Origin of the sequence: Flavobacterium sp. SORGH_AS_0622, assembly GCF_030818825.1 — a bacterium.
Taxonomy (GTDB): Bacteria; Bacteroidota; Bacteroidia; order Flavobacteriales; family Flavobacteriaceae; genus Flavobacterium.
Window position 1 is genome coordinate 4807174 of sequence record NZ_JAUTAX010000001.1, and the last position, 20094, is coordinate 4827267.

19 protein-coding genes and 1 pseudogene are annotated in these 20094 nt (G+C 33.0%); 17 read left to right on the plus strand and 3 right to left on the minus strand.

Annotated features, from left to right (window positions below; genetic code table 11):
- Positions 1 to 288 precede the first annotated feature (288 nt).
- From QE431_RS20680 to QE431_RS20740, 13 genes and pseudogenes are all read left to right on the plus strand, one after another.
- Positions 289 to 1446, plus strand: a complete 1158-nt coding sequence (locus QE431_RS20680; protein WP_307299851.1) for a homogentisate 1,2-dioxygenase — start codon at positions 289 to 291, stop codon at positions 1444 to 1446.
- Positions 1447 to 1575: 129 nt separating this feature from the next.
- Positions 1576 to 1935, plus strand: a complete 360-nt coding sequence (locus tag QE431_RS20685; RefSeq protein ID WP_307299853.1) for a four helix bundle protein — start codon at positions 1576 to 1578, stop codon at positions 1933 to 1935.
- 85 nt (positions 1936 to 2020) lie between these two features.
- Positions 2021 to 3182 (plus strand): annotated as a pseudogene (hppD, locus tag QE431_RS20690) (4-hydroxyphenylpyruvate dioxygenase).
- Positions 3183 to 3480: 298 nt separating this feature from the next.
- Positions 3481 to 4251 carry a DUF3108 domain-containing protein gene (locus tag QE431_RS20695; RefSeq protein ID WP_057115968.1) on the plus strand — a complete coding sequence of 257 codons (771 nt, stop codon included), beginning with the start codon at positions 3481 to 3483 and terminating at the stop codon, positions 4249 to 4251.
- Positions 4251 to 5192: a tryptophan 2,3-dioxygenase family protein gene (locus QE431_RS20700; protein WP_307299857.1), complete on the plus strand. Its 942-nt coding sequence runs from the start codon at positions 4251 to 4253 to the stop codon at positions 5190 to 5192. The genes QE431_RS20695 and QE431_RS20700 overlap by 1 nt, the downstream gene beginning before the upstream one ends.
- Positions 5193 to 5216: 24 nt before the next feature.
- Positions 5217 to 6437 (plus strand): peptidoglycan DD-metalloendopeptidase family protein, encoded by a 1221-nt coding sequence (locus QE431_RS20705; RefSeq protein WP_307299860.1) that lies wholly within the window; start codon positions 5217 to 5219, stop codon positions 6435 to 6437.
- 13 nt (positions 6438 to 6450) lie between these two features.
- Positions 6451 to 7059: a hypothetical protein gene (locus QE431_RS20710; RefSeq protein WP_307299861.1), complete on the plus strand. Its 609-nt coding sequence runs from the start codon at positions 6451 to 6453 to the stop codon at positions 7057 to 7059.
- Positions 7060 to 7069: 10 nt separating this feature from the next.
- Positions 7070 to 7690 carry a hypothetical protein gene (locus QE431_RS20715; RefSeq protein ID WP_307299864.1) on the plus strand — a complete coding sequence of 207 codons (621 nt, stop codon included), beginning with the start codon at positions 7070 to 7072 and terminating at the stop codon, positions 7688 to 7690.
- 29 nt (positions 7691 to 7719) lie between these two features.
- Positions 7720 to 8052, plus strand: coding sequence for a hypothetical protein (locus tag QE431_RS20720; RefSeq protein ID WP_281866866.1), 333 nt, complete (start codon positions 7720 to 7722; stop codon positions 8050 to 8052).
- A gap of 112 nt (positions 8053 to 8164) precedes the next feature.
- Positions 8165 to 9808 carry a glucose-6-phosphate isomerase gene (pgi, locus tag QE431_RS20725; protein ID WP_307299866.1) on the plus strand — a complete coding sequence of 548 codons (1644 nt, stop codon included), beginning with the start codon at positions 8165 to 8167 and terminating at the stop codon, positions 9806 to 9808.
- Positions 9809 to 10127: 319 nt separating this feature from the next.
- A complete protein-coding gene (locus QE431_RS20730; RefSeq protein WP_281866868.1) occupies positions 10128 to 13409 on the plus strand; it encodes a carboxypeptidase regulatory-like domain-containing protein in 3282 nt (1093 codons plus the stop codon).
- Between the two features lie 104 nt (positions 13410 to 13513).
- A complete protein-coding gene (locus tag QE431_RS20735) occupies positions 13514 to 13936 on the plus strand; it encodes a hypothetical protein (protein ID WP_134142743.1) in 423 nt (140 codons plus the stop codon).
- Positions 13937 to 14026: 90 nt separating this feature from the next.
- On the plus strand, positions 14027 to 14518 hold the full coding sequence (locus QE431_RS20740; RefSeq protein WP_307299870.1) for a septal ring lytic transglycosylase RlpA family protein: 492 nt from the start codon (positions 14027 to 14029) through the stop codon (positions 14516 to 14518).
- 31 nt (positions 14519 to 14549) lie between these two features.
- Here QE431_RS20740 and QE431_RS20745 read toward each other — a convergent pair whose 3' ends face one another.
- Positions 14550 to 15005: a DinB family protein gene (locus tag QE431_RS20745; RefSeq protein ID WP_057115238.1), complete on the minus strand. Its 456-nt coding sequence runs from the start codon at positions 15003 to 15005 to the stop codon at positions 14550 to 14552.
- Between the two features lie 79 nt (positions 15006 to 15084).
- Between QE431_RS20745 and QE431_RS20750 the strand changes: the two genes are divergently transcribed.
- The 4 genes from QE431_RS20750 (at position 15085) to nadD (ending at position 17737) form a co-directional block, all read left to right on the plus strand.
- A complete protein-coding gene (locus QE431_RS20750) occupies positions 15085 to 15432 on the plus strand; it encodes an arsenate reductase family protein (protein ID WP_134142744.1) in 348 nt (115 codons plus the stop codon).
- A 93-nt stretch (positions 15433 to 15525) separates the two neighbouring features.
- A complete protein-coding gene (locus QE431_RS20755; protein WP_307299877.1) occupies positions 15526 to 16386 on the plus strand; it encodes a YicC/YloC family endoribonuclease in 861 nt (286 codons plus the stop codon).
- Between the two features lie 86 nt (positions 16387 to 16472).
- A complete protein-coding gene (gmk, locus tag QE431_RS20760; protein WP_057115241.1) occupies positions 16473 to 17045 on the plus strand; it encodes a guanylate kinase in 573 nt (190 codons plus the stop codon).
- Between the two features lie 110 nt (positions 17046 to 17155).
- Positions 17156 to 17737 carry a nicotinate (nicotinamide) nucleotide adenylyltransferase gene (gene nadD, locus QE431_RS20765; RefSeq protein ID WP_307299879.1) on the plus strand — a complete coding sequence of 194 codons (582 nt, stop codon included), beginning with the start codon at positions 17156 to 17158 and terminating at the stop codon, positions 17735 to 17737.
- 292 nt (positions 17738 to 18029) lie between these two features.
- Here nadD and QE431_RS20770 read toward each other — a convergent pair whose 3' ends face one another.
- Entirely contained in the window at positions 18030 to 19499 is a 1470-nt protein-coding gene (locus QE431_RS20770) for a nicotinate phosphoribosyltransferase (protein ID WP_307299882.1), read from the minus strand.
- Positions 19500 to 19534: 35 nt separating this feature from the next.
- The gene (locus tag QE431_RS20775; protein ID WP_307299885.1) at positions 19535 to 20077 is read right to left on the minus strand and encodes an RNA 2'-phosphotransferase; all 543 of its coding nucleotides are present in this window, start codon (positions 20075 to 20077) and stop codon (positions 19535 to 19537) included.
- Positions 20078 to 20094 lie beyond the last annotated feature (17 nt).

The following is a 20094-nucleotide window of genomic DNA, read 5'->3' on the forward strand; positions in this document are numbered from 1 at the left end:
AAATCGCGGTATTTTTTTGCTATGCAAAAATTATATCAAAAAAATTAAAATATCTTATAGTTATAATTAATATAATTTTTAATTTTACTCGGAAAAAATTACGACATTTGTTATAATGAAAACAAAATGGACAGGTTTATTAGAGTATCTTCAATTCCTCATCAAGAGAAATCCTGAGTAAGCTATAGAATTGAGATAATTTAAATCATTCACAAGATGATTGGATTATCTGTTCACACAATTCAATTTTCGAATTATCTAATTTACAAATTATCTAATTGAAAAGCCATGCCATTATATCACAAACTCGGAGACTTTCCACAAAAGCGACACACCCAATTTGAAAAACCTAACGGAGGTTTTTACTACGAACAATTGTTTGGAACCGAAGGTTTTCACGGACATTCGTCGCTGTCGTATCACGTACACAGACCTACGCAGGTTAAAGAAATTTTAAACTCTTATTCGGTTGAACCAAAAATTGCAATCGGAAAAAACATAAAATCATTACTTTTTAAAGGTTTTGAATTAAAACCAGAAAATGACTTTTTAGACAGCCGAAAAGCCATGTTAGTCAATAAAGATTGCATTATTGGTTTGGCTGCGCCGAAAGAATCGCTTCGTAATTATTTCTACAAAAATGCCGATGCCGATGAAATGCTTTTCATCCATAAAGGAAAAGGAAAATTAAGAACCATGTTAGGAAACATTCCGTTTGAATATGGCGATTATTTGATTATTCCGAGAGGCATTATTTATCAAATTGAATTCGAAACCGAAGAAAACCGACTATTTTATGTAGAATCGTATTCTCCATTTTATACTCCAAAACGATATAAAAACCAATCGGGTCAGCATTTAGAACATTCTCCATTTTGCGAGCGTGATTTTATTTTGCCAAATGAATTGGAAACCCACGACGAAAAAGGTGATTTTTTAATTAAAATCAAAAAAGAAGGCATGATCCACGAAGTGGTTTATGCAACACATCCTTTTGATGTTGTCGGATGGGACGGATATAATTTTCCATACGGATTTTCCATTCACAATTTCGAACCTATAACTGGGCGTGTTCACCAACCGCCTCCAGTACACCAAACTTTTGAAACGGCTGCTTTTGTCGTTTGCTCATTCTGCCCAAGACTTTATGATTATCATCCGAAAGCAATTCCGGCGCCATACAATCACAGCAATATAGATTCTGATGAAGTACTATATTATGTCGATGGCGATTTTATGAGCCGTAATAATATTGAGCAGGGTCATATCACTTTACACCCAAAAGGAATTCCGCACGGACCAGCGCCAGGCGCGATGGAACGTAGTATTGGTCACAAAGAAACCCAAGAATTAGCCGTTATGGTTGATACTTTCCGTCCGCTTATGGTTACGGAAGAAGCTATGGGATTGGATGATGGTCAATATTACAAATCTTGGTGTGAATAATTAGTCAATGTGCCAATTTGATAATTAGATAATATTTTAATTCGAAAATTAGACAATTAAAAATTGTAATTTTAAACCTACAAAATAAATTATCTAATTATCACATTTTCTAATTATCAAATTAAACAAATGACTTTTAACGAAAAGTATAAAGACAATGCTCTTTTAATTAAAACATTCAATTTCGCATTAAACATAATTGATTATACAAATGAACTTCAAGGACAAAAGAAATTCGTAATTGCCAATCAACTATTAAAAAGCGGAACATCAATTGGAGCAAATTCAAAAGAATCACAGAACGCAGAAAGTAAAGCAGATTTTATTCATAAACTAAAAATTGCTATTAAGGAAGCAGACGAAACTGAATATTGGTTGTTTCTATGCGACGCCCATAAAGAGTATCCTAATTGTAAACGTTTATTAAATGATCTTTCTGAAATTTTAAAAATTTTAAATAAAATAATATCAACATCTAAGAGGAATTAGAAAATTAGAAAATGTGTCAATTCGAAAATTGATCCAATTGAAGCATTTCAAAAATTATCTCATTTTCTCATTATCAAATTATCTAATTATGAAACAAGTTAAATCAGTAGAATACGGATTAGAAAAAATCTTTGAAGGAGCACAAGATTTCCTTCCATTATTAGGAACAGATTATGTAGAATTTTATGTAGGGAATGCAAAACAGTCCGCACATTATTATAAAACCGCTTTCGGATATCAGTCATTGGCTTATGCCGGATTAGAAACTGGAGTAAAAGACAAAGCATCTTATGTTTTGAAGCAGGATAAAATCAGAATTGTTTTGACTACACCTTTAACAGCTGATTCTCCAATAAACGATCATTTAAAAAAACATGGTGACGGTGTAAAAGTTGCTGCACTTTGGGTTGAAGATGCTACAAAATCTTACGAAGAAACTATGAAACGCGGTGCGCGTTCTTTTATGGAACCAACTGTTGAAGAAGATGAGTTTGGACAAGTGATTCGTTCTGGAATTTATACTTATGGAGAAACGGTTCATATTTTTGTAGAAAGAAAAAACTATAATGGTGTTTTCCTTCCAGGTTACAAAGAGTGGAAATCTGATTACAATCCAGAACCAACAGGATTAAAATATATTGATCACATGGTTGGAAATGTGGGTTGGAACGAAATGAATACGTGGGTAAAATTCTACGAAGATGTAATGGGATTTGTAAATTTCTTATCTTTTGATGACAAACAAATTACCACAGAATATTCTGCTTTGATGAGCAAAGTAATGTCTAATGGAAACGGAAGAATTAAATTCCCAATCAACGAACCGGCAGAAGGGAAAGAAAAAATCTCAGATTGAAGAATATTTAGATTTTTACGGCGGACCTGGAATTCAGCACATCGCAATTGCTACCGATGATATTATTAAAACAGTATCTCAACTAAGAGCACGCGGCGTTGAATTTCTATCAGCTCCTCCGCATACTTACTACCAAGCAATCCCTGAAAGATTAGGTGTTCATATGGACATGATGAAAGAAGATATCAACGAAATTGAAAAACTAGCCATCATGGTAGATGCTGATGAAGATGGTTATTTATTGCAGATTTTTACGAAGCCAGTTCAAGACAGACCTACACTTTTCTTCGAAATTATTCAAAGAATGGGGGCAAAAGGGTTTGGTGCAGGTAACTTTAAAGCACTTTTTGAGTCGATTGAAAGAGAGCAAGAATTGAGAGGAACGCTATAAAACGTTAAATTTCATATACAAAACAGCACAATTCTCTAAAAAACGATGCTTTTTTTGCAAATGTTATGTTAAACTTGACTTTGGCTATTTGTTTTTTGAACTTTCTATCTATCTTTGCACTCGCAAATCAGGAAGGGGTGGTTTCCTTCCGAATTGATATAAATTTCATAATTTATAGTTTTTTGGTTAGTTAATAGCATAAAAACTCAGTCATCTTTGACTGAGTTTTTTTGTTTTGGTACATTTGGAATAGAATTTGCATTTATTTATCTTTATAATGAAATGTAAAAATTGTACTATGAAAAAATTCATCCTCATCATATTAGCACTAACAACACTGGCGTTTGATACTCAAAAAGAGGACGCATTCGATACTGGAGAATATTTCAAATTTAGAATTCACTACGGAATTGTAAATGCGGGATATGCAACTTTAGAAGTTAAAGATGCCACTATAAGCAACAAAAAAGTATACCATGCTATTGGTAAAGGTTACACAACAGGTATGTCAAAATTTTTCTTTAAAGTTGAAGATTTATATGAAAGCTATTTTGACAAGGAAACAGGAAGACCTTACCGCTATGTCCGAAAAATTGATGAAGGCGGTTATACCAAAAATCAGGAAGGCTTTTTTAATCAAAATGAAGACAGGGTTTTGGTTAAAGACTATAAGCGCAAAACAGAAAAGACAATTATAGTAACAGACAATGTGCAAGATATAATTTCTTCTTTTTATTATTTGAGAAATCATCCAAACATTGACAAATTAAAATCTGGCGAATCTATTTCTATCGACATGTTTTTTGACGAAGAAATCACAAAATTTAAGTTAAAATATGTAGGTCGTCAGGATATTACAACTAAATTTGGAACCGTTTCTACCATGATGTTTAAACCATTGGTACAAACAGGTCGCGTTTTTAAAGAAAAAGAAAGTGTTACACTCTGGATATCAGATGACAACAACAAAGTTCCATTAAGAATTAAAGCAGATCTTGCAGTAGGATCGCTTAAAGCAGATCTTGATGAATATAAAGGATTAAAATATCCACTTAAAGCAAAAAAATAATGAACCCTACAGATAATTCTGAAGCAATCTTAAAAGAAATTGATCTTAAATTTCAAGCCATAAATCAAAAAACTGATGTTCAATTGGAAGGATTGCTTTGGGCTAAACCAATTACTTATTGGGATTATATTCAAACCGATGCATTGTTGAATTTACAAATACAACGCACCACTCTTCCTGACGAAATGGTTTTTATTATGTACCATCAGGTAAATGAATTAATCTTTAAAATGATTTTGTGGGAAATTGATCAAATTGCTGAAAAAGAAAATATTCAGGTTGATTTTTTCAGCGAAAGATTATCAAGAATTACTAGATATTTTGACATGCTCACCAACTCTTTCAGTATTATGGAAAACGGTATGGAAGTAGATCAATATATGAAATTTAGAAACACGCTTACTCCTGCAAGCGGTTTTCAGAGCGCGCAATATAGAATGATTGAATTTGCTTCTACGGATGTAATCAATTTAGCAGATCGCAGGTACAAAGCAAACTTTGACGAAAACACAGATTTAGAAACTAGTTTCGAACATTTGTACTGGCAGGCTGCCGGAAAAGATTATCATACTGGTGCAAAATCTTATTTACTTCAAGAATTCGAAACCAAATATAAAGATCAGTTTTTGAGACAAATGTCTACTTTTAAGACTAAAAATATCTGGCAGAAATTCACGCAATTACCAGCTGAAGACCAGCAGAATGAAGACTTAGTTCAAGCGATGCGTCATTACGACAAAACAGTGAATATCACTTGGGTTATGCAGCACCTAAATACTGCAAGAAAATATATACTAGAAAGTGGAAAAGGTAATGGAGAAGCGACTGGCGGAAGTGACTGGCAAAAATATATGCATCCAAAATACCAAAGACGCATCTTTTTTCCTAAATTGTGGACCGAAGAAGAATTGTCCAATTGGGGAAATGAAACCGCAGAATAATTTCACCACAAAAAAGCAAAAAGTTTGAAAAAAGCAGTCGTAATTTTAATTGTCTTGTTTTCTATTTTTTCATGCAAAAAAGCAGAAGAAAAAGTTGAAACCAAAATTACTAAACCAACAACCAAAAAAATAGAATTCGGTTTTAATTACGCAGATTTCAATGTTGTAAATGATACAATTTCAAAAGGAGATTCTTTCGGCTCAATCATTCAAAGTCAAAATATCGGAGACAAAAAAGTACACGATATTGTCGAACAAGTAAAAGATTCTTTCAACGTTAGAAGTATTCGTTATGGCAAACCTTTTACTTTGCTTCGTGCCAAAAACAAAACTAATAATCTGGAAGTTTTTATTTATCAGCCCGATGCTTTAAGCTACTATGTTATTGATTTAAGAGATAGTATTGCTAAAGCTTATAAAAAAGTAAAACCAGTTACTTTAAAAAGAAAAATAATTGGTGGTGTTTTAAAAAGTTCATTATCTGAAACTTTAGGAAACGAAAGTGTAGAAACGGCATTAGCCAGCAGAATCACAAAAGTATTTTCATGGTCTATTGACTTCTTTAAACTTAAAAAAGGAGATCGTTACGGATTAATCTTTACGGAACGCTTTATCAATGGAAAAACTTACGACGGAGTTGAAGAACTAGAAGCTGCATTTTTTGAATATAAAGGTAAAATTATTTATGCTTTCCCTTTCGAAAGAGATACAACTTCCGGAAAAATAGAATATTATGATGACGAAGGAAAAACACTTAAAAACTTCTTCTTAAAAACTCCAATCAAATTCAGCCGAATCACTTCTAGATTTACGATGAATAGATTTCACCCGGTGCAACACACTTGGAAAGCGCACAAAGGAACTGATTATGCAGCTCCGACTGGAACACCAATTTCGACAACTGCTTCAGGAGTTGTTGAAGCAACTGGATATACTGCAGGAAACGGAAACTTTGTAAAAGTAAAACACAACGGCACCTACTCGACTCAATATTTACACATGTCTAAGATCTTGGTTCGCCGCGGACAGCGTGTTACTCAAGGACAGACAATTGGTTTGGTCGGCAGTACAGGTTTAGCTTCTGGACCTCATGTTTGTTACCGTTTTTGGAAAAATGGCGTTCAAGTAGATGCACTTCGATTGAATCTTCCAACTGGAGAATCTTTGACAGGAAACGACAGGACTCGTTTCATGAAACAGATTGAACCATTGAAAAGAGAATTGGATAGTATTGGAAATTTGTAAATCAACTTATTTTATGAAAATTAAATCTTCATTGCTATTACTTGTTTTAGCAGCAAATTTTTCTTTTGGACAAAACAGCGTTAAAGTAACCAGTTATTACGGGAGTGAAAACACTGATATTCAAAATTTAATTGATTTTGAGAACATTCATTTTGAACAACTAAACTTTGAAGGAAAAGAAATAAAAGAAAAACAATATAAAATTTCTCTTCAAGAATTTAAAAACGGCAAGCTAATCAGTAAATCGATACTTTTTGATGGATTAGAAGATGAGTATTTCAAGATAAAGTCAGACAAAGAATCTTTAAAATTTTTATTTAAGATGGCTGACGGAAAATTAAAAATATACATAAGAGGTGCTCGATTTGGAAGCAAAAAATCCTACTTCAAACTAAAAGACAATTCAGATGAATATGCCTTAAAGGATTTTTTTGGCAGCAAGAATGAATTAAATATTGACCCAAACCAAGAGACAGCAGTTTTTGCCATTTTAACTCCCACTAAACATGAAGATGGTTCTAGTTCTTATTGCGAAGTAGTTCAGTCGGATATCAAGCCAGAAAACCTTGGAACACATTTTAAAATTCCACATTATTTTTTAGTTACGATACTATTTAAGTAAAAATTAGGTCATGAAAAATTCGCGTCTCAAAACCATGTATCATGAAACTTTTTCTGGTTTAAAATTATTTTACAGAGATACTAATCTTTCAGAAGATTTAATTTCAAAATATAAAATTGGTCAAATCATCCAAGAAAAAGGCTTTACCGATATGAGTTCTATTGGCGGTGGTATTTTTGGAAATTTGAGATATTTAATTGCAAGTTCTCACCCCAAAGATTTGTCAAAATTTAATCCTGATTCGGCAAAAAACGGTCATTTCCTTTTAGATTCAATTGCTTATTTTAAAGTCTTGGATATTCAGAGAATTGAAGGTAAAACACAAATTTTCCTTTTAAACATTCCAGACAATTCGATTTCACTCTTTAAAAATTCCTCTTCAAATCTGGAAGAAGAAATTATAGAAAAAGCTCAAAAACGCTTTCGCGAAAAAATTAATGCTGACTTAATTCCGGAGTTACAAACAGAAAACTGGAGAGAAAGAACAAAATCTCCACTTGGAATGAGCGAAAATGGCGAATTATTTTTTGATGATTCTAAAATTAAAACAGAATCTCCGAAAAGAATTGATGTTGATATTACGAAGAAAGTTATAGAGATTAATAAAAAACCTTGGTGGAAGTTTTGGTAAAAATTATCATTTCATAATCTCACTAAATAATGAAACAAATTTTTCTACTTTTTTCATCATTAATAGTAATTGGATGTTCCAGTCCAAAAGTTTTCATATTAAATGATAGTAAAGAAGGCAAATATTTTGTTCAAGAATTAGTCAACACTGCTTTTGAAAAAGATTTAATTGGAAAGTCACCATTGATTGTTATAAATGGAATTCCTTTTAAATACAATAAAGAACAAGACACAATATTATTACCTTTAAAAAAATCTGAGATTGTTGATTTGGATTTTTTAAACCAGAATAGCAGCCGCATAATTTACAATGAAAAAGAAAATGATGGCGCTATCATCATAACTTCAAAAGTTCAAAACTAAAATCCAAAAAACGTTTTCGTAACTAATTGTTATATAATCTCGAACCTTTATTCTTTTAAAAGTTATTTCAGTATTTTTGTGTTTCAAAGAACAAACTCAATTATAGATAAAAATGGCTTTAAACACAACAAACCCAACTGGGACTGAAGCGTGGAAAAATCTGCAAAACCACTATAACGCAATTCACGAAACCACTATACAAGAATTGTTTCAACAAGATAGTGCCCGCGTTGAAAAATTCAACCTGCAATGGAATGACTTTTTAGTAGATTATTCTAAAAACAATATCAGTCAGGAAACTATTTCGCTTTTATTAGAATTGGCAAATTCAATTGAATTGAAAAAAGCAATTGCTGATTATTTCGGAGGCGAATTAATTAATAAAACAGAAAATCGTGCAGTTCTTCATACAGCTTTACGTGCTCCAGAATCGGCAGTTATTAAAGTTGATGGAGAAAATGTAATTCCAGAAGTTTACGAAGTAAAAAATAAAATCAAAAACTTTACAGAAGAAGTAATTTCTGGGCAAAGAAAAGGTTATACAGGAAAAGCTTTTACTGATGTTGTAAATATCGGAATCGGCGGTTCTGACCTTGGCCCAGTTATGGCGGTTGAAGCTTTACAATTTTACAAAAATCATTTAAATCTTCATTTCGTTTCAAACGTTGACGGTGATCATGTTAATGAAGTCATCAAAAAATTAAATCCTGAAACCACTTTATTTATAATTGTTTCTAAAACTTTTACGACTCAAGAAACACTTTCAAATTCAGAAACTATCAAAGAATGGTTTTTGAAATCGGCTACGCAGGAAGATATCGCGAAGCACTTTGCGGCAGTTTCTACTAATATTCAAAAAGTAACAGAATTCGGAATTAATCCAGACAATGTTTTCCCAATGTGGGATTGGGTTGGAGGAAGATTTTCTCTTTGGAGCGCGGTTGGTCTAAGCATCGCTTTGGCAATTGGTTTTGATAATTACAACCAATTATTAGTTGGAGCAAATGAAATGGACGAGCATTTTAAATCGGCAGAATTTGACGAAAATATTCCAGTAATTTTAGCTTTATTAAGCGTTTGGTACAATAATTTTTATGGTGCAGAAAGCGAAGCTTTGATTCCGTACACGCAATATTTATCAAAATTAGCTCCTTATTTGCAGCAAGCTACTATGGAAAGTAACGGTAAAAGTGTTGGCCGCGACGGAAAACCAGTTAACTACCAAACGGGAACAATTATTTGGGGAGAACCTGGAACAAATTCGCAGCATGCTTTCTTCCAATTGATTCACCAAGGAACAAAAAGAATTCCAACTGATTTTATCGGATTCGTAAAACCGCTTTACGGAAACGAAGATCACCATGATAAATTGATGTCTAATTTTTTCGCACAGACTGAAGCATTAATGAATGGAAAAACAGAAGCGCAGGTTCAAGCAGAATTTGACAAACAAGGACTTTCTGCAGAAAAAGCTTCTTACTTATTACCATTTAAAGTTTTCACTGGAAATAAACCGACTAACACAATTTTAATCCAGAAGCTTACACCAAAAAGTTTAGGATCTTTAATTGCTTTATACGAGCATAAAATTTTTACTCAAGGAATTATTTGGAACATTTTCAGCTTTGATCAATGGGGTGTAGAATTAGGAAAACAATTGGCTAATTCTATATTAGATGAAATCAATTCTAAGAATGTAAAAAGTCATGATAGTTCAACTTCATTTCTGTTAAATCACTTTTTGAAAAGCAAATAAACTTTTTATTTAAAAATTTCATAACAATTTGAAACGCCTTAATTTAATCAAGATTAAGGCGTTTTTTAGATGTAAAAAACCGACAAAAAGTATAAAATAACAGTCAATTTGCACGTTTACACTTACAAGACAGCTTGAAAAATTATATTTTTAACAAAAAAAGCTGGTATAAATTCAATAAAACAAACTTTTTTTTAAATAAAAGAGAAAAATTCATTTTAATGCGCAACACAAAAGACAAAACTTACTTTTCTTAACATTTCGATAACATTATCTGAGTTAATTGTTATAATTTTGCCAAAAACAAATAACAAAACAGATGAAAAAATTGTCAAAGTTTCTCTTACTGCTTTTAGCGTTTATTTATGCAGGAGATATTTATGCACAAGGTAACACAACTTCTTCTATCAATGGAGTTGTTTACGATTCGCAAAACAAGTCCCTTCCAGGAGCAACGATTCTTGCAGTTCATGAGGCTTCAGGTAGCCGTTACTCAACAACAACGGATTTTGATGGTCACTTTAGAATTTCTAACATGCGTGTTGGTGGTCCTTACAAAATTGAAGTGACTTTTATTGGTTACACAACCTACACAGAGTCAGGAGTTTATTTACAACTTGGTGATTCTAAAAGCTTAAAAGTAGTCTTAAAAGACGAAACTAACCAACTTAGCGAAGTTGTAGTTGTAGGTAAAAAAGATCCAACTTTTAATTCAAAAAAGACTGGGGCTCAAACAATTATTGATCACGACAAGATCAATGAATTACCATCTTTATCAAGAAACATTGCTGATTTTGCAAGACTTACACCACAAGCACAATTACGTGGAGATGATGTAATCTCAATTGGCGGACAAAATAACAGATTTAACGCAATTTACATTGACGGAGCTGTAAACAATGACGTTTTTGGATTAGCTGCAAACGGTACAAATGGTGGGCAAACAGGAGTTTCTCCAATTTCATTAGATGCAATTGAGCAATTCCAAGTGAGTGTTTCTCCTTATGATGTTAAATTATCAGGATTCGCTGGAGGAGCAATTAGTGCTATTACACGTTCTGGAACAAATAACTTTGATGGTTCTGCTTATTTCTTATACAGAGATCAATCTTTAGCTGGAAAAACTCCACAAAGATCAAGCAGCACTGCTGAGAGAAAAAAATTATCTGATTTTACAGCTCAAACTTACGGTGTAAGAGCTGGAGGAGCAATCTTAAAAGATAAATTATTCTACTTCATCAACTACGAAAGACAAGATAACGAGACACCAGCTCCGTTTGATATTAACAACTATACTGGTAACATTGGAATCAGCGGTACTAACCCATACAGTGGAGCAGTAGCACAAGATAGAATCAATACTTTGACTAACTTTTTGCAAACAGCTTACGGTTACAATCCAGGAGTTTACAACAATAATACTCAAACTTTAGTATCTGATAAATTAATCGCTAAAGTAGACTGGAACATCAACGATAACAACAAACTTTCTGTTAAAAACAGTTACGTTAAAGCAACAAACTTCTCACCTTACCGCTCAACAGCAACTTCTTTGAACTTTGTTAATGGTGCTCAAGACTTCGAATCTATCACAAACTCTGCGGCTTTAGAGTTAAATACTAGATTTAACAATAAATTCTCAAACAACCTTGTAGTAGGTTTTACAACTGTAAATGATGACAGAGATGCATCAGGAAATCCATTCCCTACAGTTGAAATTAGAGATGGTTCAGGAACAATTTACTTTGGTGCAGAAGCTAGCTCAACAGCAAACTTATTAAAACAAAGAACTTTAACAATTACTGATAATTTCGAAATTAACGCAGGTAAACACAATATCTTAATTGGTACTCATAATGAGTTAACTTACGCTAAAAACGTATTTATTCAAAGAAACTTCGGTTCTTATGTATACAACAACCTTAATGATTTCTTAAACAATGCTGTGCCAAACAGATACCGTTTAGGATATTCTCTAATTGGAGGTTCAGGTGACGAGTCACAAGGAGCTGCTGAGTTCAACATGAACCAATTTGGATTATATGTTCAAGATAACATCAGAGTTTCAGACAACTTTAGATTTTCTGTAGGTGTACGTGCTGATATGCCAGTATGGGAAACTGGAACTGTAAATAATGATTTCAATGACAGAACTATACCATTATTAGAAGCTGCTGGAAAAGATCTTAAAGGTGCAAAAGTTGGTCAGCCAATTAAAAACACTGTACATTTCTCTCCAAGAATTGGATTCAACTACGATGTAAACGGAGACAAAGAAACTCAAGTACGTGGGGGTATTGGTGTATTTACATCAAGAGTACCTTTAGTATGGCCAGGTGGAGCTTATAACAACTATGGTATGGGACAAAACCTTATTGATACAAATTTAGGTGGTACAAAACCTCTTTTCAATCCTAATACAGATGTTAACAGCCAGCTTTATTACAATGGTGTAGCGCTAGGACCAGTTCCTGGAAGTGGAAAAGTAGGTGGAAACATTGACTTATTTGCTAAAGATTTCAAATTACCTCAAGTTTTAAAAACAAGTATTGGTTTTGATCGTAAACTTCCAGGTGGATTAGTTTTATCTGCAGAAGCTATCTTTAACGAAAACTTGAATTCAATTCAATATCAAAACTTAAACTTAGCAGGTCCTCAGAATTACACTACTGGTGCTGATGTTAGACCAATGTACAATAACGTACTTGTTGATAAAACATACTCTGGTATTTACTTAGGTTCAAATAAAAAAGCTGGTAGTGCTTGGAACACGAACTTGACTTTGACTAAATATTTCACATCTGACTTTATTGATGCAAACATCTCTGCAACATATTCTTATGGAGAATCTAATGTTTGGATGGATGCTACAAGTTCTCAAAACAGTTCTCAATGGCAATACATCGAAACTGTTAACGGTTCAAATGCAATTTCTGGTGTATCTAGATCAGATTTTGATCAAGGATCAAGAGTTATGGCTAACTCATCTATCAAATTCAAATGGAACAATAATATGAAAACTACTATTGGTCTATTCTACGAAGGTGCTCAAGGAACTCCAATCAGTTATATTTATAATGACCTTGGAAGAATCATGAAAGATACCAACCAAAACTCAGCTTTAGTTTATATTCCAGCTAACAGAAGTGAAATTACTTTAGTTACAGCTACAGGTAATGCTTTGACTCCTGATCAGCAATGGCAAGCTCTAGATGCTTACATCTCTAGCAACAAATATTTAAACAGCAGAAGAGGTAAATATGCAGAACGTAACGGAGACCGTTTAGACTGGAGCCACGTTATTGACTTAAAATTAGCTCAAGAATTCAAAATAAACGTAGGTAACAAAAGCCACAAATTAGAGTTTACAGCTGATGTTTTCAACTTCACAAACTTGTTAAACAAAAACTGGGGAAGAAGATACTTTGCTACAAATGACCAAGTATTATTACTTCAACAAGTTGGTTTCTTAGCTAACGGAACTACTCCAACATTCAACTTCAACCCGAATGTTGCAAACAGTGTTAACCAAATTGATGACGTAGGTTTACAGTCAGCAAGATGGCAGATGCAAGTTGGAGCTAGATACTCTTTCAACTAATAAAGAACCATCCTAAATAATTAAAACGGCATAGACTTTTAAGTTTAATGCCGTTTTTTTTTACCCTTTTTTGTTATATTTGTTTCAAACAAAAAACACAGTTTATGTATAATTTTCTACAAAAATTTCACTCTGGCTGGGCTTACTTAGCATTGCTTCTTTTACTTGTTGCAGTTGTTAATGCAATCATCGGAGTAACATCAAAAAAAGAGTTTACAGGTAAAGACCGTAAAATCGCTTTATTTGCTTTAATTGGAACCCATACTCAATTATTGATCGGTTTAATACTATATTTTGTTTCTCCACTTGGAAAAGCAGCTTTTGGCCAAATGTCAAATGCAGAACTTAGATTAACATCATTAGAACACCCACTAATTAATATTATCGCTATCATCCTAATCACTATCGGATGGTCTAAACATAAAAAATTAATCAATAGCGAAGCTAAGTTTAAAACCTTTGCTATATTTTACGGATTAGGATTATTACTTATTTTAAGTAGAATTCCTTGGAACCTTTGGTTCTAAAAAATACCAAATTAAAAGCCCTTACCAGGGCTTTTTTTATCTCGGCATATTATTTGTACAAACTCCCCCAAGTCTGAAAAAAAATAACCCATGAGAAATAAAAAGAACATTTTATTCGCCACGATTGCTTTGACTTTAATTAGCGGCTTTAGTTATGTTATAAGCCAAACCAAACCTACAACAGAACCTAAAATCATTCAAGATACCATAAAAAATGCAAAACCAAATATTATTGCATTACCTATAGATTCAGTATTTACAGACAAAGGTTTAAAATTAAGACCATACAAAAAAAATGCTCATGCCTCTTATTACGCTGATCGTTTTAATGGAAAAAGAACTGCCAACGGAAGCCGATTTAACAACAACAGTTATACTGCCGCTCACAAAAAACTTCCTTTCGGAACTAGGGTAAAAGTAACAAATGAGGCAAACGGAAAATTTGTAATTGTAAAAATTACTGATCGCGGTCCTTTTGTAAAAACACGTGAAATCGATTTGTCCAAAAGGGCTTTTATGGACATCACAAAAAGTAAGGGTGCCGGCGCTATGAAGGTTACCATTGAAACTATAGTAGAATAAAAAAATCCCGCTTTTGAAGCGGGATTTTTATTTATACAAATTTTCGAATACTCATTACAATTCCAGTATGAATTCCTTCGTGATAATTATTGAAGTCTAATGCATCTTGAACATTTCTAAGAGTAAATCCCATGCTGGTTGTATATTCATTATAATCAACAAAAAGTCCACTTTCAAAATCATTTTTTGTTTTTTCAAATGTGCTCAAAAGAACTGATTTAATCTCATCAACTTCCTCTTGAGAAACATCTCCTTCGGGTTTTGTCCCTTTACGATATTTTAAAATAAAATCTTCCGAAACCATCGCTGGAAGTCCTGATAGTTTATAAACTAATGTCTGTTGTGCCGCTACGCAATGTGCCACATTCCAGATTATATTATTACTAAAACTTTGCGGAATTTTGTTTAATTGCTCTAAAGAATGGCTTTCTAAAATTTTTAAAAGAATTTCTCTTATAGTTTTCTGTGTTTCAAAAACGGAACTCATATTATTATTTTTTTTCTAAAATTAGACAATTTTAAGTTTCAAATGAATTTTCTTTGTATTCTAATAAAATTCAAAGGTCATGAACAAAATATACTATTTGGCATCTTGCGACACGTGCAGAAAAATCATTAAAAGTTTACCAGAAAACAATTTGGTTTTTCAAGATATCAGACAAAATCCGATTACTGAAGCTGAACTTGAAGAAATGTATAAACTTTCTGGAAGTTATGAGGCCTTATTCAGCAAAAAAGCGCAACTGTACAAATCGATGGATTTAAAAAACAAATCTTTGTCTGAAGCTGATTTTAAAAAATATATTTTAGAACACTATACTTTCTTAAGTCGCCCGGTTTTTATAATTGATGGGAAAATTTATATTGGCAACAGCCAAAAAAATGTTGCTGAAGTTATAAAAGCATTATCGTAAGAATACTAAAAGTTTGATGTACGAAACTGATTAACAATTTACAACACAAACCAGCAAACTTTTATTTATCTTTGCGCCTTTATACTCAATTATATGATACAATCTATGACAGGGTTTGGCAAAGCTTCTTTGCAATTGCCTACAAGAAAAATTACCGTTGAAGTAAAATCCTTAAATAGCAAAGGTTTAGATTTAAATGTAAGAATGCCATCGCTTTACCGCGAAATGGAATTAGGCTTACGAACTCAAATCTCAACAAAATTGGAAAGGGGAAAAATTGATTTTGCGATTTACATTGAAAGCACTGCAGAACAAACTTCGACTAAAGTAAATGTTCCTGTCGTAAAAAATTATATTGCACAGTTAAAAGAAGTTAATCCTGATGCTGATGAAACTGAATTAATGAAAATGGCTGTCCGCATGCCAGACACATTAAAAACAGAACGCGAAGAAATCGATGAAAACGACTGGGAGCAGATTCAGGTAATTATTGATGAAGCACTTCAAAATATTCTAAATTTCCGTAAAGACGAAGGAGAATCTCTTGAAAAAGAATTCAATTTACGAATTGGAAATATTCGTCAGTACATGAACGATGCTTTGGCATTAGATCCAGAACGTGTACAAGCGATTAAAGATCGTTTACAAACTGCAATTTCTGAATTACAGGTTAATGTTGATGAAAACCGTTTTGAGCAGGAATTAATCTATTATCTGGAGAAATTAGATATTACAGAAGAAAAAGTGCGATTAACCAATCACTTAGATTATTTCTTAGAAACTATAAAAGGGACTGAAGCTAACGGCCGTAAACTTGGTTTTATCACTCAAGAAATGGGTCGCGAGATCAATACAATGGGTTCTAAATCAAATCATGCTCAAATGCAGAAATTGGTTGTGATGATGAAAGATGAGCTGGAAAAAATTAAAGAACAGGTTTTAAACGTTTTATAAAAGCTTTAAGCAATAAGCTATAGGCACAGAATACCGCACAACATTAAAGCTTAAAGCATATTGCTTAAAGCCTAAAGCATAAACTAATGAACAAAGGAAAATTAATTGTTTTTTCAGCACCGTCTGGATCAGGAAAAACAACTATAGTAAAACATTTACTAGGGAAAGAAGATTTAAACTTAGAATTTTCGATCTCAGCGGCTTCACGCGACCCACGCGGAGAAGAAGAACACGGAAAAGATTATTATTTTATTTCGTTAGAACAATTCAAAAAACACATCAAAGCCGAAGAGTTCCTAGAATGGGAAGAAGTATACCGTGATAATTTCTACGGAACTTTAAAAGCTGAAATCGAAAGAATCTGGGCAATGGGAAAAAATGTAATTTTTGATATTGATGTTGCAGGCGGTCTTCGCATTAAACATAAATTTCCAGACCAGACTTTAGCCGTTTTTGTAAAACCTCCAAGTGTTGACGAACTTAAACGCCGATTAAAAGAACGTTCTACTGAGAGTGAAGACAAAATCAATATGCGAATTGCAAAAGCTTCGGTAGAATTAGCTACAGCTCCTCAATTTGATACTATTATCAAAAACTACGATTTAGATACAGCGAAGGAAGAAGCGTATCAATTGGTAAAAGATTTTGTAAATAAATAATTTTATTCCGCAGAGATACACAAAGAAAAACACAGAGATTCGCAAAAGTATTATTTTAAACTTTGCGAATCTTTGTGCTATCTTAGCGAATCTTTGTGAAACTCTATAAAATGAAAATAGGCCTTTACTTCGGAACGTATAATCCAATTCATGTTGGTCATTTGATCATTGCCAATCACATGGCTGAGTTTGCAGATTTAGATCAGATTTGGATGGTGGTTACACCTCATAATCCGTTAAAAAAGAAAGCGACTCTTCTAGATGATCATCATCGTTTGCAAATGGTTTATCTCGCAACAGAAGATTATCCAAAAATTAAACCATCAGATATTGAGTTCAAGTTACCTCAGCCGAATTATACGGTAATTACTTTAGCTCATTTACAAGAGAAATATGCCAATCATGAATTCTCTTTGATAATGGGCGAAGATAATTTGAAAACGCTTCATAAGTGGAAAAACTATGAAGTGATTCTCGAAAACCATGACATCTATGTCTATCCGCGTATTTCTGATGAACCTGAGAATACGGAATTAAAATCGCATCCAAAAATTCATGTAATCGATGCGCCAATTGTAGAGATTTCTTCGACTTTTATTCGAAACAGCATAAAAGAAGGTAAAAATATTCAGCCGTTATTACTACCGAAAGTTTGGGAATATATTGACCATAATAATTTTTATAAAAAATAAACAACTTGAATTGCCTTCAGTTTTAACTGGAGGTTTTTTATTTTAAAAAATCATTCCGTAGGAATGTATCATCGGTAGAATTAAATTTGAATTATGATGATGCGTTCCGTAGGAACGTTTGATTAATGAGGTTTGCCATTTCCATAAAAACAAGTGTCCCTACAGGACACAACGCAAAAAAGATACTATTTTTTTCTACCGATGAGATATTCCTACGGAATATAAAATATTGTTTTTGATAAAATTAATTACACAAAAAAACCTGAACTTACGTTCAGGCTTTTGCTTATTATTATGCTTCAACATTAACTTCACTTTTAACTCGGCTTCTAATCTCGCTTAGCGATTGATCTACCAAAAGTTTTCCGTCTCTGAAAACCTCCTTCAATTCGCCCTGTTTTTCTTCTTCCCAAGAAACATTATCTGTTAAATGATACTTGCCATCGATTAAATCAATTTTCATTAATCCTTTGGCAGATTTTTTAGTTCCGTCATCTGTAATTGGATCTTTGAAGATTGCTCTTCCCTCACCATTTACTTCTCCGTAAGTTGCTTTCATGGCAAATCCGAAAGTATCTCGTGTATTATATTGGTAAGTAAAAGATCCGATTCCTAGAACTACATTGGTAGAAGCAAAACCTTTTGCTTTCAATCTTTCGCAGATCTGAGTCGCTCTCGCCACCGTAATACTGTCGCCGTAAATTGCTCCAATTTGCGGAACTAATTCTTTAAATCCTTTAGTATTTGTAGTTCCTCCAAAAACATCCCAAAGCAATTCGATAACGCCTTTTTTCTCTTGTTCCGTTTTTCCGTTCGGATTTCCGCAGATAATATCAACTGGATCACCGCTGTCAGGACGAATTACGACTTTACCTTCTCTTGAAACAATTTCTTCTTTTAATCTCGGAAGATAATCGGTTAAAACTTTCCATAAATCCCAAGTATCAGAAACGATAGAAACGATTCCTTTTGGATATACTTCTGTAATTAATCTTTTAAATGTTTCATACTCGCCTTCTGTAGTTCCCATGCACATTACAGAATGTTCTGTTGCGGCAACTGAACCTGCTACAAGTTCTAAATCTGAATTGGCATTATAATATTCTTCTAAAAAATCGATTACCGGAATCGTATCAGAACCTGTAAAACTTAATAAATGTCCAGCTGCTGATGTTATTGCGGCTTCTATTCCACCCATTCCTCGCATTGAGAAATCGTGTGCCTGCCAATCTACAAATTCTGGAACAGAAGAAGTTTCTGCTGCATATTTGTCTAAAACTTTTCTGTATTCTTTTGCAATTGTAGCTGAATTGCAAGGAAGCCAAACAACTGCTGAAAGTAATGTTTCGAAATAATTCGTCAGCCAGAAAAACTCTGGAATTGTATTGTACATCGTAAACATTGGAACTCTCAAAGGAACACTTGCTCCTTCTGGCAAAGCTTTAAACACCATCGGAATATATCCTAGGTCGTGTAAATCTTCAATATGTTTTGTACCAACTTGGTTTTCGCCCAAATAATTATTGATTCTGCGTGCGTATTTTTGAACTACTTCTTCTTTTGATTTTTTGAAGAAATACTCTTCAAAGTCATGAATAATATATTTTTTGATGAAATATTGCAATCCGAAAAATACAACCTCATCAAGACCTTCAATTCTTGATTTTCGTGGTGTCCAGTTAGAATATACTAATGTTGTTCCGTCTGGGTATTGTCTTCTGTGGTCAACTTTGTAACCGTCGGTTAATAATAGTGGGTTCATATATTTTTTAGTTAATTTAATTAATTATAATGACATCAAAAATCGATATATTTTGTGGGAACTTCATCAGTAAGCCAAACATTATTTTCAGATAAATAAAATTTAAATCCATCTCTGTGCATTTGACCGCTTCTTATGCTCAAAATTTGAGGAATTCCTCTTCTACTTCCTACTTTCACAGCTGTTTCTCTATCTTTTGAAAGATGAACATGCTGACGGCTCATTTTTTGTAAACCTTCTTTCTGAATACTTTCTATAAACTTCCCAACCGTTCCGTGGTATAAATACTCTGAAGGTTCTGTTTCTGTTAAATTTAAGTCAACTGAAATAGAATGTCCCTGACTTGCTCTGATTTTCGTTTTGTCTTCATTAAATGCAAAACGCTTTTTATCGTTATTTTCTACTACGTAATCTAAAAGTTCAGCGTCGAGACGGTTTCCTTTTTTAGTACATTTTTCTATTAATTCGTTGACATCTGCCCAACCGTTTTCATCTAATTTTAATCCGATTTTTTCTGGAGAATGTCTAAGCACCAGACTTAAAAATTTGCTGATGCTTTTTGTTTCTTTTTCATTCATTTTCATTTTTTTTATTC

What these genes read in the sequence shown, in the direction of transcription:
- QE431_RS20730 (WP_281866868.1), top strand. Translation starts at nt 10,128, where the DNA reads ATGAAAAAATTGTCAAAGTTTCTCTTACTGCTTTTAGCGTTTATTTAT.
- QE431_RS20750 (WP_134142744.1), top strand. Translation starts at nt 15,085, where the DNA reads ATGAACAAAATATACTATTTGGCATCTTGCGACACGTGCAGAAAAATC.
- nadD (WP_307299879.1), top strand. Translation starts at nt 17,156, where the DNA reads ATGAAAATAGGCCTTTACTTCGGAACGTATAATCCAATTCATGTTGGT.
- QE431_RS20755 (WP_307299877.1), top strand. Translation starts at nt 15,526, where the DNA reads ATGATACAATCTATGACAGGGTTTGGCAAAGCTTCTTTGCAATTGCCT.
- QE431_RS20775 (WP_307299885.1), bottom strand. Translation starts at nt 20,077, where the DNA reads ATGAATGAAAAAGAAACAAAAAGCATCAGCAAATTTTTAAGTCTGGTG.
- QE431_RS20695 (WP_057115968.1), top strand. Translation starts at nt 3,481, where the DNA reads ATGAAAAAATTCATCCTCATCATATTAGCACTAACAACACTGGCGTTT.
- QE431_RS20745 (WP_057115238.1), bottom strand. Translation starts at nt 15,005, where the DNA reads ATGAGTTCCGTTTTTGAAACACAGAAAACTATAAGAGAAATTCTTTTA.
- QE431_RS20685 (WP_307299853.1), top strand. Translation starts at nt 1,576, where the DNA reads ATGACTTTTAACGAAAAGTATAAAGACAATGCTCTTTTAATTAAAACA.
- QE431_RS20740 (WP_307299870.1), top strand. Translation starts at nt 14,027, where the DNA reads ATGAGAAATAAAAAGAACATTTTATTCGCCACGATTGCTTTGACTTTA.
- QE431_RS20770 (WP_307299882.1), bottom strand. Translation starts at nt 19,499, where the DNA reads ATGAACCCACTATTATTAACCGACGGTTACAAAGTTGACCACAGAAGA.
- QE431_RS20720 (WP_281866866.1), top strand. Translation starts at nt 7,720, where the DNA reads ATGAAACAAATTTTTCTACTTTTTTCATCATTAATAGTAATTGGATGT.
- QE431_RS20710 (WP_307299861.1), top strand. Translation starts at nt 6,451, where the DNA reads ATGAAAATTAAATCTTCATTGCTATTACTTGTTTTAGCAGCAAATTTT.
- QE431_RS20715 (WP_307299864.1), top strand. Translation starts at nt 7,070, where the DNA reads ATGAAAAATTCGCGTCTCAAAACCATGTATCATGAAACTTTTTCTGGT.
- QE431_RS20700 (WP_307299857.1), top strand. Translation starts at nt 4,251, where the DNA reads ATGAACCCTACAGATAATTCTGAAGCAATCTTAAAAGAAATTGATCTT.
- gmk (WP_057115241.1), top strand. Translation starts at nt 16,473, where the DNA reads ATGAACAAAGGAAAATTAATTGTTTTTTCAGCACCGTCTGGATCAGGA.
- QE431_RS20735 (WP_134142743.1), top strand. Translation starts at nt 13,514, where the DNA reads ATGTATAATTTTCTACAAAAATTTCACTCTGGCTGGGCTTACTTAGCA.
- QE431_RS20680 (WP_307299851.1), top strand. Translation starts at nt 289, where the DNA reads ATGCCATTATATCACAAACTCGGAGACTTTCCACAAAAGCGACACACC.
- pgi (WP_307299866.1), top strand. Translation starts at nt 8,165, where the DNA reads ATGGCTTTAAACACAACAAACCCAACTGGGACTGAAGCGTGGAAAAAT.